Here is a 14,986-nt window from a genome sequence, read left to right on the forward strand (position 1 = left end):
TGGCTAACAGGCAGATTTAATAAAATCCGTAGTGAAAACCCTATAATTGCTAACCGCTAAAAGCTAATAGCTAACGGCTAGCCCAGAAAGGGTACCTTCACCACTTTCGCTTTCAGCTGTTTATCACGTACGGTTATATAGATCTCGCTATCCAGCGCAGCATGGGCGGTGGCTACATAGCCCAGGCCAACAGCTTTCTGCAGGGAAGGAGATTGTGTACCGGAGGTTACCCGGCCTATCACTTCGCCTGCCGCGTTCCTGATCTCGTAGTCATGACGGGGAATACCCTTGTCTATCATTTCAAAGCCCACCAGCTTTTGTGTAACGCCGGCAGCTTTCTGTTTCTCCAGTATCTCACGGGCGGTAAAGTCTTTCGTGAACTTGGTGATCCAGCCCAGCCCTGCTTCCAGCGGAGAGGTACGGTCGTCTATATCGTTACCGTACAGGCAGAAGCCCATTTCCAGCCGCAGGGTATCACGGGCGCCAAGGCCAATGGGTTTAAGTCCCCGGGGCGCACCGGCCTCAAAGATAGCGTCCCATATCTTTTCAGCAGCGCCGTCTTTATCCTCAAAATAGATCTCCACACCACCTGCCCCGGTATAACCGGTAGCGCTGACCAATACGTTGGGTACACCTGCAAAAACGCCTTTGCTGAAGGTATAGTATTTCATATTGACCAGGTCAATATCCGTTAAAGGCTGCAGAATACTGGCGGCATTAGGGCCCTGGATAGCCAGCAGGCAGGTCTTGTCAGAGATATTGTGCATTTCCACTCCCTTAGTGTTGTGCTCACTGATCCAGTTCCAGTCTTTCTCAATGTTGGCGGCATTCACCACCAGCATGTATACCTTGTTTTCCTCAATGCAATATACCAGCAGATCATCCACAATCCCCCCCTCGCGGTTAGGCAAACAGCTGTACTGGGCTTTCCCGGCGGTTAATCTGGAGGCGTCGTTGGAGGTAACCCTTTGGATAAGGTCCAGCGCATTATCGCCTTTCAGAATAAACTCGCCCATGTGGCTTACGTCAAACACCCCGGCGTTGTTACGGACCGTCTGGTGTTCATCATTGATACCACTATACGAAACAGGCATATTATAACCTGCAAAAGGGACCATTTTAGCGCCCAGCGCAATATGCTTAGCGGAAAACGGTGTGTTCCTGATGTCTGCCATCTTGATGAAATTTGGGTATGATTGGTTTTTAAACGCGGCAAAAATAGCCCGAAATTCGAAATTTGGTGTAATAATTGCACATTACCGCTCACTTTCATGCTGAGTGGCTAATTTTGTGAGGATCGATGATGTAGTATGTCCTTAGTCTAACACTCCCTAAATACTGAACTGTGAAAAAGATCACCTGGCTTTTAGTATTCCTGTCTGTGGCCGCCCAGTTGCCCGCCCAGAAAAAAGCCGACCGGAAAATTCTGGAAAACCTGCAGGCGCATGTAAACTACCTGTCCAGCGACAAGCTGGAAGGCCGCAGAACCGGTACTCCCGGTGAAAAGCTGGCCGCCGGGTACATTGCAGAACAGATGCAGAAAGCAGGGCTGGCCCCCAAAGGAGATAACGGCTACCTGCAGACTTTTACTGTACGGGAAGGCAAAGAACCAGGCGAAGCCACCCGGCTAAGCATTAACAATGATAAGTTCACACCCGGCGAACAGTTCGTGCCGCTGCCCTTCAGCGCAGAGAAAGCCGCAAAAGGCGAAGTTCTGCCCGATGTAAAGGAACCTGATAATATATGGCTGATAGATGTACAGGACATGGAACTGAACCCCCATGCCCCTCCATTGCCACAATACCAGCGGAAAGCCGCGGAAGCGGCTAAAGAAGGCGCTTCCGGCGTGATCTTTTTCAATGGTAAAGAAGATATCCAATCCATTGCCAATTGGCTGGATGAGAACCCTAAACAACTGGCCATCCCGGCGATCTGGGTGAACGGCGCCATCAGCAAAAAGCTGAAAAGCGACGATGCCAACGGCTTCCAGATCAACCTGGAAGTGGCTTTCAAAGCTGCCAAACGTACCGGTACTAACGTAATCGGTTATATCGACAATGGCGCTCCAAAAACCATCATACTGGGCGCACACTATGACCACCTGGGATATGGCGAAGACCATAACTCCCTCTCCACCGGCGAAAAAGCCATCCACAACGGAGCAGACGATAACGCCAGCGGTACCGCCGCCCTGCTGGAACTGGGGCGCCAGCTAAAAAGCGCCCGTTTCAGGAACAATAACTTTATACTTGTTGCCTTCTCCGGCGAAGAGCTGGGTCTCTTCGGCTCTAAATATTTCACCGCACATGCACCCATCAGCATGGCCCAGGTAAACTTCATGATCAATATGGATATGGTGGGCCGCCTGGACGCCGCCAAAGGATTACAGGTGGGCGGCATCGGCACCTCACCGCTATGGACCGCCATCCTGGAAGAATCAGCCCCGGAAGGGCTGAAGCTCAACTACGACTCTTCGGGTGTAGGCCCCTCAGATCATACCTCCTTTTACCGGGCACAGATACCGGTACTGTTTTTCTTCACCGGTACGCACAGCGACTATCACAAACCCAGTGATGATGCAGACAAGATCAATTATACAGGAGAACTGAGCGTAATAAAATTAATTTACCGTATTATTGAAAAAGCTAATGCCCGGGAAAAGCTGGCATTCACGCCCACCCGCGAACCGCAGGTAAGCTCCGCCCGCTTTTCTGTTACCCTCGGCATTATGCCGGATTATACCTATAAGCAGGGAGGAGTGCGCGTAGATGGTATCTCTGATGGCAAACCAGCCCAGAAAGCCGGGCTGCTTGCCGGAGACGTGATCGTACAGCTGGGTAAACATTCCGTTACTAACATGGACGGCTATATGCAGGCGCTGGCTGCTTTTAAGAAAGGAGACAAAACCACCGTAACCGTAAAGAGAGGAAATAAACAACAGACTTTTAACATACAATTCTGATGATGCGCTATTTATTATTGTCCATCCTGCTTTTTGCAGCCTGTGCAAAAGGCCGTAAGCAAACCGATACTGACAAATATGACCTAATCACTGAGAAATGCTACGTGCTCCGGCAGGTTAAACCTGCAGCGGGCGATACCACGGCAGCTGCCGCACAGCAACAGCAGCAGCAGCTCGCTGCCTACCTTGAACAGCACCAGTTTACCAGGCATGTAGCCGGAAAAGACAGCCTGCTGTTTCGCCGGGCCAACGGGCAGGAAGTGATCATCGAGCTGCCTGTACCCCAGGATACCTGGGAAGCGCATACCATCATCGTCTTTGATCCGCAGAAAAATCCGCTGTTCGTGAACCTGCACAAGGGAACAGCCCAGATAGACCAGTATATTCAGTCAAAATAGATAAGGGGCAAAATACCGGGGATGACAAAAGAAAACCTGATCCTGTTGGCGGATGCTTATAAGTATTCGCATCATAAATTGTACCTGCCAGGTACACAATACATCTATTCCTATCTTGAAAGCAGGGGTGGCAAATTTGAGGAAACTGTCTTCTACGGACTGCAGTATTTTCTGAAAGAATACCTGGAAGGGCCCGTGTTTACCCGTGAAAAGATCAACGAAGCAGAACACATGCTGCTGGAAGTATTTGGCCGGGATGATGTGTTTGACCGCAAACGTTTTGAATACATTGTACACACCCATGGCGGCTGTCTGCCCATCCGCATCAAAGCAGTGCCTGAAGGAACCGTGGCGCCCGTACGAAATGTACTGATGACGATAGAAAATACCGATCCCAACTGCTACTGGCTCACCAATTTCCTGGAAACACTGCTGATGCAGGTATGGTACCCCTGTACCGTAGCCACCCTGTCTTACGAAATACGCAAGGTTATTGCCCGCTACTACGAAGCTTCTGCCAGTGCCGCTGCCTTTGCGGGTATCGGTTATGTGCTGAACGACTTTGGATTCCGGGGAGCCAGCTCCGTAGAAAGCGCAGGACTTGGTGGCAGCGCCCACCTGGTAAGCTTCTCCGGCAGCGATACCCTGCATGCCTCCACTTTTGCCAAACGCTATTACGGCGCGCAACTTGCGCCTGGTCAATCCATACCAGCTACCGAACATTCCATCGTTACCCTGCTGGGAGAGAAAGGCGAACCGGAGATCTTCCGTCATGTGCTGAATACCTTCCCTACCGGGGTAGTGGCCTGCGTATCAGATTCCTATAATATCTTCCGCGCCTGTGAACAATACTGGGGCAACGAATTGAAAGAACAGATCCTCAGCCGCGACGGAACACTGGTAATACGCCCTGACAGCGGCGATCCGGTACGTACCCTGCTGAAAGTATTTGATATCCTGATGACGAAATTCGGGTTCACCCTTAATGAAAAAGGTTATAAAGTACTGCCGCCGCAGCTGCGTGTAATACAGGGAGACGGAGTAAGCTATTCTTCCATACAGGATATCTACGAGGCGCTGATGGGCGCAGGCATCAGTGCAGAGAACCTGGTACTGGGCATGGGCGGTGCACTGCTGCAGCGCGTAAACCGGGATACCCAGGAGTTTGCCCTGAAATGCTCTCACGCAGTAGTGAACGGCGAAAACATCAACGTTCAGAAAATGCCCGTAGAGCTGGATGCCAAAGGACAGCTGCGCACTTCCTTCAAAGAATCAAAAGCCGGCAGGCTGAAACTGGTGCTGCAGAATGGCGAATATAAAACAGTGAAGGAAGATGAACTACCGGGAGCAGCTGATCAGCTGGAAGTAGTGTTTGAGAATGGAGAAGTGATAAAAGAACATGACTTTAAGGAGATAAGGCAGCGGGCCTGGGGAGGCCAGGAACCTTAAAGTACCTAACGTGATTATCACCTCAGGTGCAACACCTTCCCCTCAAAATAATTATCAATCGCTGTTGTCATCTTCATCTGCTCTAAAAAAGTCTTCAGTGGTTTATTCCTTTCTATAAACCCGGTAAATCGCTCTGTCTCCAGCTTCGGGTTATCCACTACTACCATTACCCCATACCACCTGGCCACTACACTATTGATCTCCTGCACCGGCGCATTGTAAAACACCTGCACACCCTGCATCCAGCTTAATATATCCTTTTCATCAAAGGGCTGAACAGTGATAGACCTGCCTGCTGCACAGATCCCCTGTTGCCCGGGTTTTAATGTAGCCGCACCTTTTCCTGCTTTCAGTTCCACGGCGCCATCTATCAACGACACCATTACCCGCCCGGAATCATAGCTGTTCACATTAAAGGCCGTCCCCAGTTGTATGCCGGTGTTCCGTTACGCAGATATCCTGCTGATGAAGGCAGAAGCCATCCTGCGGGGCGCTACGCCTACCCTGGGCGCTTCGGCTTTATCACTGGTGAACGAAGTAAGGACCATCCGCAAAGCCAGCGCCTGGAGCACCGTTACGCTGGACAACCTGCTGGATGAACGCGGAAGGGAATTTGCCTGGGAAAACTGGCGCCGTAATGACCTGATCCGCTTCGGAAAAGTTGAAGACAGCAAGGGTTATAAAACAGACGCAAACACTACCCGCCGCCTGTACCCGGTGCCCACTTACGCCAGGGTACTGAACCCGCTGCTGTCGCAGAACCCGGGATATTAACCATTCTTTATCATATACCAGCAACTGTTTCACTTACGCCATCCTGCTTCGCTGCAGGGTGGCGTTTTCATTCATAAAAAAACCGGAGTAAGATTACTCCGGCTACTACCTAAACCTACAACTGTTACACTGTTAGCAGTAACAATGCCTGTATTGTTACTATCTTATTTATCTTTTGATCAGTTCGCGGATAACATTTCTTCCAGCTCTTCCTCTTCTTCTTCCGCCTTATAAGGCGCCACCATCCGTTGGCGGATCAGGCGCCTGGCAGCCGGGTTACCCCAGCCAAAGCGGCGCATGATACTGTCTGCGATCTTATACACCACCGGCACCACGATCAGGGTAAGGAACATGGAGCTGATCAGGCCACCGATGATCACCCAGGCCAGGCCGTTCTTGATGGCGGCCACACCGCCGGTGGCCAGCGCAATGGGCAGCATGCCGATCACCATGGCGATGGTGGTCATCAGGATAGGCCGCAAACGCGCATTGTTGGCGTGGATCAGCGCCTCGTAGGTAGACTGTCCCTGCTCTTTCATCTGGTTGGTAAAGTCTACCAGCATAATTGCATTCTTGGCCACCAGGCCTATCAGCATGATAATACCCAGTATGGTAAAGATGTTGAGCGTATTATTTGTAAGCGCCAGTGCCAACAGGGCCCCTATAATAGCCAGGGGTATAGAGAACAGTACCACAAAGGGGTATATGTAGCTGTCGTACAGCGCCACCATGATCAGGTATACCATCACGATAGAGATCAGCAAGGCAATACCCAATGTGCTGAAAGAATCGCCCTGGTTCTCTGCATCACCGCCAAACACATAAGATACGCCGGTGGGTTGCTGCAGCCTGGTCAGCGCCTGCGCAAACTCCTGTTGTACCGTACCTGAGGGACGGCCAACCACCTGCGACTGCACGGACACCGATGTACTCTTATCCCTTCTTTCCAGGCGGCTGGGACCACTGCTCTCAATGATGTCCGCAAACTGTGACAGTTTGATCAGCTGACCCTTGTTATTGGCAAACTGTACGTTCGCCACATCCTGGATATTCTTACGGTTAAAATCATCAAAGCGGATATTAATATCATATTCATAACCACCCTGGCGGAACTTCGCCTTGGCATCATCTGCCGTACCGTTGAAGGCCGTTTGCATGGTAGCCCCTACCTGGTCAAGGGTAAGGCCCAGGGCCGACATTTTATCACGGTCTACCTGCACATTGATCTCCGGGTTACCTTCTTCTACGGATAACTTCACATCACTGGTACCGTCTATTTTGCGCAGCACATCCATCGCCTGTTTGGCGTAGGCCATTACGCTGTCCAGCTCTGTGCCCATTACCACTAATTCTACCGGCGCACGGTCTGCCGTACCCATAATGTTAACGGGAATAGTTTTCACTTTTACGCCCGGTAATAACTTCCTGAGTTCCGTTTTTGTTTTAGCGGCATAGATATCCACCGGGTCGCGTTTATCCTGGTCAATCAGTATCACCGTTACCTCAGATTTATACGCGGTAGATTGTGATGCACCAAAACCGTCTTCACTGGTCTGTCCAACGGTTGTGATCAAACGTTCTACTGCGGGTTGTTTGGAAAGATACTGCTCCACTTTGCGGGTAGCCTGGTTAGCCTGTTCTACAGCCGCATCCTTGGGCAGTTCCAGCTGTACAATGAATTGGCCCCTGTCTCCTTTGGAGATAAATTCACCGCCAATGTACCCTTTGGCCAGCAGCATGAAGGAAGCCACCAGCAGCCCCACTGCCACCAGTAAGGTGACAGCTTTATGCGCCAGCGCCCATTTCAGCAGGCCGGTCATCCAGTCTGTAAACTTCTGCAGCTGCCGCTCAAACCAGAGGATGAAGCGCTCAAAAATGTTCTTACCACTCATATGCTCCAGCTTACCGAAGCGGGAAGACAACAGCGGCACTATCATGAAAGATGACAGCAGGCTGAGCATGGTAGAGATCATGACCACCACGCAGAACTCCCGCAGGATCTTTGATACCAGGCCGTCTGTAAGAGAGATGGGCAGGAACACCACTACAATCACCAGCGTGATGGAAGTAACGGTAAAGCCTATCTCTTTTACGCCATCAAATGCCGCACGTACTTTGTTCTTACCCATTTCCATGTGGCGGTAGATGTTCTCCAGCACCACGATGGCATCATCCACCAGGATACCTACCACCAGGGAAAGGCCCATGAGCGACATCAGGTTAAGCGTATAGCCAAAGAGCTTCATACCGATGAAAGTAGCGATCAGCGAAGCGGGAATGGAGATCATTACGAAGATGGCGTTGCGGATGCTGTGCAGGAATAGCAGCATTACCAATGCTACCAGCACTACTGCAATGATAAGGTCGTGCACCACAGAGTCTGCAGATTCCAGCGTGAAGTCTGAAGCGTCATTGGCAACCACGATCTTCAAACCGTTCTGCGCATAATCTTTCTCGATACCGGCAATGGACTTCTTCACCTCTTCACTTACGCTTACGGCGTTGGCGTCTGTCTGCTTCTGCAGCTGCAGGGCGATAGCGTTCACACCGTCTACACGCGCAATACGTTCCACGTCCTTCTGACCGTCCTGTACATCGGCTACATCCTGCAGGCGGATCTGGGTACCGCCGGAGGTAGTGGTCAGCACCAGGTTGCGCAGCTGGTCTACATCCTTGTACTTACCGGAGAGGCGGATCAATATCTGCTGATCGGTGGTTTTTGCTTTACCTGTAGGGAAGTCCAGGTTAGCGTTAGTGATCACCTGCCGCACCTGCAGAATGGAGAGGTTATACGCCTGCAGCCTGGCAGGATCCACATTCACCTGTATCTCGCGCTCGCGGCCGCCGATCAGTGTTACCTGGGCCATACCGGGTAACCGTGATAACAGGGGCTGGATCTTTTTATCTACCAGGTCGTAAAACTGTTTGTCGTCCATTTTGGCGGTGGCAGACAGCGTCATGATGGGCAGGTCGTCCAAAGAGAATTTATTCAGGGAAGGCTGTTTCGCATCCTCCGGCAGATCAGCCAGTATGGCGTTGATCTTGCGTTGGGCATCCTGCATGCCGATGTCTACATTGGCATCGCTGTTCAGTTCCACGGTTACAACAGACAGGCCTTCGGAAGATTTGGAGGTAATCTTCTTCACCTTTTCCATGGAGGCGATGGCGTCCTCTATTTTCTTGGTAACGGTTGCCTCCACCTCACCGGGGGCGGCGCCGGGATAAACGGTACTGATGGTCACGATCGGGTTGCTGAACTTGGGCAGCAACTCGTAGTTGAGCGTTTTGTAGCTCATTACCCCCAGCAGGGTAAGGATGGTAAACACCACTACCACGATGGTAGGCCTTTTAATGGATATCGCTGTGATCTTCATTTTTCATCGGTTTGTGCTGCACTATTAGCGGGCAGCGGTTTGCACGGTCACTTTGGATCCATCCACCAGGTTGATCTGTCCGCTGGTGATCACGGTATCTCCTTCGTTGAGCCCTTCCCGTATTTCCACCTGGTCGCCATAGATACGGCCCGCTACTACTTTGCGCAGCCTGGCAGTACCTCCTTCCAACACAAACACCTGGTTGCTGTTTACGCCACCGGCAAAAGCGGTGCGCGCCACCAGCATTACGGGCGCGTTTTTGGGCATTTCAAAATGGGCTGTGCCATACATCCCTGCCTTCAGCTGTTTGCCCGCAATGTTGGTCACTTCCATTTCCACCGGGTAGTTCAGCGTGTTATCGCCTTTGGCGGCAATGAAGGTGATGCGGCCTTCGTAAGTTGCTTCGGGAAACACATTGGCGCTTACTTTCACCTTATCGCCTTCCTTCAGGTTCACTACCTGTGCTTCGGGCACGCTTACAGCCAGCTTCAGGCGGGAAACATCCACGATCTCAAACATCTTATCGCCAGCCCTGAGATAAGCGCCCTGCTCCACGTACTTTGCATTGATCACACCCTGGATAGGCGCTTTTACGCGGGTATCGCGGATACGGCGGCTGGCGGCTTCGTAGCGGGTAACGGCCTGGTCGTACTGCACACGGATATCGTCTACCTGTTTCTGTGTAACACCGCCTGTTTTAAATGCGCTCTCGTATCTTTCTTTATCCACTTTCAGCTGGTCCATACTTACTTTATAGTTCTGCAGATCGGTGCCCAGGATCTCATCATCGATACGCGCCATTACCTGTCCGGGTTTTACATAGCTGCCTTCCTTCACGGAAAGATCAGTGATGCGTCCGGAGGTTTCTGCGAGATAGGTCAGTTCACGGATCGGTTCAAAATTGCCGTTAGCGGCAAAGCCCTGAGAGAAATCTGTTTTCTTCACCTGCTGCACCAGTACGGGTACTTCGCCGGTATTGCTTTGTTTTACGTATTCCGTTTTAGCCTCGTTCTCTTTTTTATTGGCGCCCAGCTTCCACATGATCAGCACCAGCGCTGCAATGGTCAAACCTCCCCAGATAAAGATCTTTTTCATATTTAGTTCAGTAAGTTTTTAAGGTTACCGTTGGATTTTATGATATCCAGCTCTGCCAGTTTGTATTGCAGCAGTGCTTCGTTGTAGTTGTTCTGTGCTTCGGTGAGCGAAGTCTCCGCGTCCAGCAGGTCTGTCAGACTGGCCAGTCCCAGTTTATAATTATTCCGGGTAGAGGCATACACCTCATTGGCCAGGTCTACGTTTTCCTCCTGTGCCTTGATGGTGGTGAGGTTGCTCTGTACCTGCAGTTTGGCGTTCTCAAAAGCGGTGCTGAGCAGGAGGGCAGTTTCCTCTTTCTGTTTGTTCAGCTGGCGCAACTTTACGTTGGCCTGGCTTACCCGGGAGCGGCGGCCAAAACCATCAAAGATGGGCACCTTTAATGTAAGGCCTACGGAAGAGGTGCCGTACCAGTTGGCGGTAGAGCCGTTGCTTTGGCTTTTCAGGAAGTCGAACTTATTACTCAACCCGTTGTACGTATAGTTACCGGTTATTGAGAGGGTGGGATAGTATTCTGCGATATAAGCTTTCTTTTGCAGCTCCTGCAGTTCCAGCTGTTTATCCAGGAGGCGGTATTCTATCCTGTTATTAAGATCAAGGCTGCCAAAGGCGGGGCCTGCGGCTGATTTATCTTTCAGTTCATCAAAGGAGGCAACGGGCAGTTCCACCTGGGTATCCATAGCCATGCCAATGCTCTGTTTAAGCTGGTTGAGCTGCAGGCGGTACTGGTTCTCCTGTTGTATGCGCTGTGTTTTGTAATTGGTAAGACTCACTTTGATGCGGTCCAGGTCTATCTTACGGGCCAGGCCATTCTCCAGCTGCGACTTTGTAGTTTCGGTAAGGGTGGTGAGCTTTTCGATATTGGCGTCCAGCACACGGATTTTTTCACGGCTCACCAGCGCCTGGTAATAAGCCTGGCTCACGTTGTAGATCACGCTTTCTTCAGACTGCTGTGTGGCCATCTTATAGTATTCTTCAGATGTTCTGGCGGCTTTAAGGCCGGTGAATACGGTTTGGTCAAATACTTTCTGCTCAAGGTTTGCCCCGGCGGAAATATTGTGGGTAACGCCGGATTCCAGCAGCACGGTTTGGCCTGGTTGGCCTATTACATCGCCTGGCAGGGGAAAGACCGGTTTCTTGATATTATTGGTATAATTACCGGTTCCGTTCACCTGGGGCAGTGCGCGGGCTTTAACCTCGCTTGTTTTGAAGCGGCCCATATCTTCATCCATACGGGTGTATGCCAACCGCTGGTTGTTAGCCAGGGCAAATTGAAGACACTGCTGCAGCGTCATTTCCGTTTGGGCATAGCTGTTATACACCCCTATCCCTGTTAAAAGGATAAGCAGTAGCTTTAACCGTTTCATTGATTCCTGAATTTTTTCTTTAGGCAAGAGGCAGCCAGGCCAGGTGCATGAGCACCGGCGTAATCACTGTTTCCTCTTCAATTAAAATTTAAATGGTAGTCAGATCCTGTTCCTCAATTTTCAGGTACCGGCCCGCCAGCTTTCGGCCTTTCAGCGTGGCGATGCCCATGATATAGTTAGTTGTTATTTCGTGCATCACCTCATTCGGTTCAAACTCCGCATCCGGGTACTGTAAAGGTTCAAAGACCGTTTCCAGCTGCAGCTGCCGCATGCGGGCGATGATATCCACATTGAAGTAACTGTTGTACAGTCCTTCCTCCATTCCCCGCTGCAGGTTGGTACGGATGTGTTGCAGTACTTCGTCCCGTCTGAACTGCGCGATCTCTTTTGCTATTTCCGGGTGATACTTCTGCACTTCATACAGCATAACCGGGTTCATGGTCCTTGCCCTGGCCTGGATGTTGGCTGTTGTTCTGATAACTTCGTCGATGGCGTCTGCCGCTTCGTTCCGGTTGTTGGTCAATTCCTCTCTGAGTGTTTCCAGTAAGGTGCGAATGCCTGCCTGAATTAATTCCGCCTTATCTGTGAAATGTTCGTATACTGTTTTCTTCGAGATACCACATTCGCGCGCAATGTCGAACATGGTAACGTTCTTAATTCCTATCGTTGTGAACATCCGAACCGCTGTTGCTAAAATTCTTTCCTGCACTGCCATGATTCCCCGATTAATGCCGTTTGAGTGCTTTTATAAATATTTCTGATAATAGTTGCTGTTTGGCCATGATCTGGTCCACTTCTTCTGGAGTAACGTCTATATAATCCGGCGGGCGGTCCAGTACGGTAAAACGTAATCCCTCCATGGCCTGGTTGTAAAGGATGGCCATTTGCTGTGGATCTTCCACCTGCAGTTCCCCGCTTTCCACGCCGGCTTTAATGACCCGCGCAACCAGTTTATCATCCCTTTCCCGGGCTTCCTTTATCACCTGCTGCATTTCTTCCGGCTGTGTTTCATTCAGTATCCGGAAAAGCTCCAGGCGGCAAAAGCGGCGGATAAAATCGGCGCGTACCTGGGAGATCTGCTGCAGGGTAGCTTCTGCCGAAACGACGTTGGTGGCGATGGCGTCCAGTTCAGCGAAGAAGTTCTCTGCTATTTTCATGAGCACTGCGCGGTGCAGGCCCTTCTTATCCGGGAAATAGTAATATAATGACGCCTTAGAGCACCCGAGGTCTTCTGCAATCTCGTTCATGGTGGTTTTGGCGGAGCCGTAATGGGTAAAGCGTTTGAGAGCCGCTTCCAAGATCCTCTCTTTCATTTCGTCTTTGGTCTCTGCAATCATCTTACTTTTTGACTTTTTTGGTTTCTGAGTCAAAAGTAGAACTTTTTTCTGAATTAGTAAAAGCAGTTGACCAATTAACAGTTTTTTAACTTTCTGGCAGAGGAAGTCAAAAAGTCGAAAACGGGGTTTATACCTCGTCATAGCGAGAGAATTGGTGGGGATTGGGGAAATGGGGCTTCATTCCCGTCATTCCGAGGAACTGCAGCGCCCAGCGGGCGGGCGTAACGAGCAATCCTTTATTTCCACGAAGGTTATACTGTAACAAAAGGGTTGCTTCGGGCTGGCTACCCATGGGGGGCCGGCGGCTTTCGCAATGACGGCTCTGAAGGTTGCCCTGTTTTACCTCACCTTACCTAATTGAAAACCAATATTTTACCTCGCCCGCTTTACACCAGATCCATGCGCTGCCAGTCTTGTAACCAGGCTGAAACGCAGTCCCATTAAGGCTGGAAGCAGAGATATTCCCTATATAAGCCCTTATTAAGCCCTTACTCATCCCTTATTTATTCCTTTGTATTAAGATAGGGGATATCTACGGATAGGAATTGTATTGGTATCGTACTTGCCAGGAATGGGTACAAACCATCCCGGCAATAAAACAGGAGAGCCGCACCTGTTGGGTGCGGCTCTACCGTTAATCTTATTAAACCATCTAATTGAATACTACCTGAGTTTCTCCAGGGCCAGCTTCAGTTGCTGCAGCATGGCGGGGATCTCTTCCTTCACGCAGGTACCTACGCTGAGGCGGTACCAGGGAGAGTCTTTGGCGGCGCCAAAAGCATAGAAGGGCACTACGGCCAGTTTGGCTTCGTCGAGGATGTAGGAGGTAACGGCGGCCTGGGTGTCCAGCACCTTGCCGTCGGCGGTGGTTTTGCCTTTCAGGTCCAGTTTAATGGTGAGGTAGATGGCCGCCTGGGGGGCGATACAATCTACAGCATAACCATCTTTCTTCAGGTTGGCAAAGCCTTCGTATATTTTTACCAGTCTTTCTTCCACTTCGGCTTTGAAGTGCTGCAGGTATTTATCTACATTTTCCTTCTGCACCAGGTAACGGGCAGCAGCTTTCTGCTCTGCCATGGGGCTCCAGGCGCCCACGTGAGAGAGGATAGACTTCATCTTGCCGATCACATGTGCAGGACCTAACGCCCAGCCTACACGTACACCGGTGGCGGCAAAAGCTTTACTCATACCGTCTATGAAGATGGTGTAGTCTCTCAGCTCGGGGCGAAGGGATACCGGGTTGTAGTGGTGTGTTTCACCAAAGGTCAGCACCCAGTACATCTGGTCGTACATGATGTACAGGGGTTTTTCGCCGGCGCCACGGCTTTTGTTTTCCGCAATCACCAGGTCACAGATCTCTTCCAGCTGCTTTTTGCCGAAGGTGGTACCTGTGGGGTTCTGCGGAGAGCAGAGGGCCAGCAGGGTAGCGCCCTTTAACAGGGGCTTCAGTTCGGCGGCAGTAGGCATGAAATCGTTTTCCGGTGTTGTTTCCAGTACCACGTGTTCTGCCTCCAGGAAGTGCGTGTAGTGGTTGTTGTTCCAGGAAGGTGTAGCGTAGATCACTTTCTCGCCGCGATCTACAATGGTGCGGTAGGTAGCGTATATAATGGGACGGCCGCCACAGGAGATCACGATCTCTTTGGTGGGGTCGTAGTCCAGCCCTTCGCGTTCAGCAATGAATCCGCCTACTGCTTTACGCAGTTCCAGGATACCGTCTGCAGGGGGATAGTTGGTGTAGTGTTCCTTGTAAGCAGTGATAATTTCCTGCTCAAACTCTGCGGGGATAGGGAAAACCTTGGGATCGAAATCGCCGATGGTAAAATTGTAGATCTTATCGCCCTTCGCCATCTTTTCCTTTATCTCGCCGGCCAGCTTAATAATTTCAGACCCGATCAAAGTTTCGGCTAGATGAGACAGTTTCATAAATCCCGGTTTTTTGGTTTTGTAAATGTTTTTTGCGCGCCAAAGGTAACCGATCTGTATATAATTTGAAAGAATCTGACCATTCTTTTTACAATATTTAACAAAGTATCATCTGCATAATATTTTATTCAAAGAAACGGGCTAAACGCAGGCTTTTTATCTAACATTAGGTTTTGCTGTAATGTTTATCCACAGTAGGCTGTTCAAAAAAAATATATACGTGGAAGCGGGAAGGGCAGGGAAAAAATTGTAAAATGCATGTTAATTCAACTATAAACTTTTCAGACAACTTTTAAATATCTTTGTTGGC

Annotated in this window: 12 protein-coding genes; 4 read left to right on the forward strand and 8 right to left on the reverse strand. The window is 50.4% G+C overall.

Features of this window, described 5'->3' with window-relative positions; genetic code table 11:
• Positions 1–77: 77 nt before the first annotated feature.
• A complete protein-coding gene (gene gcvT / locus Q0577_RS13155; protein ID WP_366884356.1) occupies positions 78–1,175 on the reverse strand; it encodes a glycine cleavage system aminomethyltransferase GcvT in 1,098 nt (365 codons plus the stop codon).
• Positions 1,176–1,345: 170 nt separating this feature from the next.
• Here gcvT and Q0577_RS13160 point away from each other — a divergent pair, with 170 nt between their 5' ends.
• From Q0577_RS13160 to Q0577_RS13170, 3 genes are read left to right on the forward strand one after another with little or no spacing between them, the layout of a single operon-like run.
• The gene (locus tag Q0577_RS13160; RefSeq protein ID WP_298737018.1) at positions 1,346–2,962 is read left to right on the forward strand and encodes a M20/M25/M40 family metallo-hydrolase; all 1,617 of its coding nucleotides are present in this window, start codon (positions 1,346–1,348) and stop codon (positions 2,960–2,962) included.
• Positions 2,962–3,360 (forward strand): hypothetical protein, encoded by a 399-nt coding sequence (locus tag Q0577_RS13165; protein ID WP_298737020.1) that lies wholly within the window; start codon positions 2,962–2,964, stop codon positions 3,358–3,360. Before Q0577_RS13160 ends, Q0577_RS13165 begins: the two co-directional genes overlap by 1 nt.
• A gap of 21 nt (positions 3,361–3,381) precedes the next feature.
• The gene (locus Q0577_RS13170) at positions 3,382–4,809 is read left to right on the forward strand and encodes a nicotinate phosphoribosyltransferase (protein WP_298737022.1); all 1,428 of its coding nucleotides are present in this window, start codon (positions 3,382–3,384) and stop codon (positions 4,807–4,809) included.
• Between the two features lie 17 nt (positions 4,810–4,826).
• Here the strand turns inward: Q0577_RS13170 and Q0577_RS13175 are convergent, their stop codons facing one another.
• Positions 4,827–5,219 carry a FecR family protein gene (locus Q0577_RS13175; protein ID WP_298737027.1) on the reverse strand — a complete coding sequence of 131 codons (393 nt, stop codon included), beginning with the start codon at positions 5,217–5,219 and terminating at the stop codon, positions 4,827–4,829.
• Between the two features lie 22 nt (positions 5,220–5,241).
• Here Q0577_RS13175 and Q0577_RS13180 point away from each other — a divergent pair, with 22 nt between their 5' ends.
• Positions 5,242–5,583, forward strand: coding sequence for a RagB/SusD family nutrient uptake outer membrane protein (locus tag Q0577_RS13180; RefSeq protein WP_298737030.1), 342 nt, complete (start codon positions 5,242–5,244; stop codon positions 5,581–5,583).
• 179 nt (positions 5,584–5,762) lie between these two features.
• Here the strand turns inward: Q0577_RS13180 and Q0577_RS13185 are convergent, their stop codons facing one another.
• The 6 genes from Q0577_RS13185 to Q0577_RS13210 all read right to left on the reverse strand — a co-directional run bounded on the left by Q0577_RS13185 (position 5,763) and on the right by Q0577_RS13210 (position 14,676).
• Positions 5,763–8,957, reverse strand: a complete 3,195-nt coding sequence (locus tag Q0577_RS13185) for an efflux RND transporter permease subunit (RefSeq protein ID WP_298737032.1) — start codon at positions 8,955–8,957, stop codon at positions 5,763–5,765.
• 24 nt (positions 8,958–8,981) lie between these two features.
• A complete protein-coding gene (locus Q0577_RS13190) occupies positions 8,982–10,052 on the reverse strand; it encodes an efflux RND transporter periplasmic adaptor subunit (RefSeq protein WP_298737034.1) in 1,071 nt (356 codons plus the stop codon).
• A 2-nt stretch (positions 10,053–10,054) separates the two neighbouring features.
• Complete coding sequence (locus Q0577_RS13195; protein WP_298737036.1) at positions 10,055–11,416, reverse strand: TolC family protein; 1,362 nt, start codon at positions 11,414–11,416, stop codon at positions 10,055–10,057.
• Between the two features lie 88 nt (positions 11,417–11,504).
• A complete protein-coding gene (locus tag Q0577_RS13200; protein WP_298737039.1) occupies positions 11,505–12,131 on the reverse strand; it encodes a TetR/AcrR family transcriptional regulator in 627 nt (208 codons plus the stop codon).
• Positions 12,132–12,141: 10 nt separating this feature from the next.
• The gene (locus Q0577_RS13205) at positions 12,142–12,753 is read right to left on the reverse strand and encodes a TetR/AcrR family transcriptional regulator (protein ID WP_298737042.1); all 612 of its coding nucleotides are present in this window, start codon (positions 12,751–12,753) and stop codon (positions 12,142–12,144) included.
• A 663-nt stretch (positions 12,754–13,416) separates the two neighbouring features.
• Complete coding sequence (locus Q0577_RS13210; RefSeq protein WP_298737045.1) at positions 13,417–14,676, reverse strand: aminotransferase class I/II-fold pyridoxal phosphate-dependent enzyme; 1,260 nt, start codon at positions 14,674–14,676, stop codon at positions 13,417–13,419.
• Positions 14,677–14,986: the final 310 nt, after the last annotated feature.

This window comes from uncultured Chitinophaga sp. (assembly GCF_937898475.1).
Lineage (GTDB): Bacteria > Bacteroidota > Bacteroidia > Chitinophagales > Chitinophagaceae > Chitinophaga.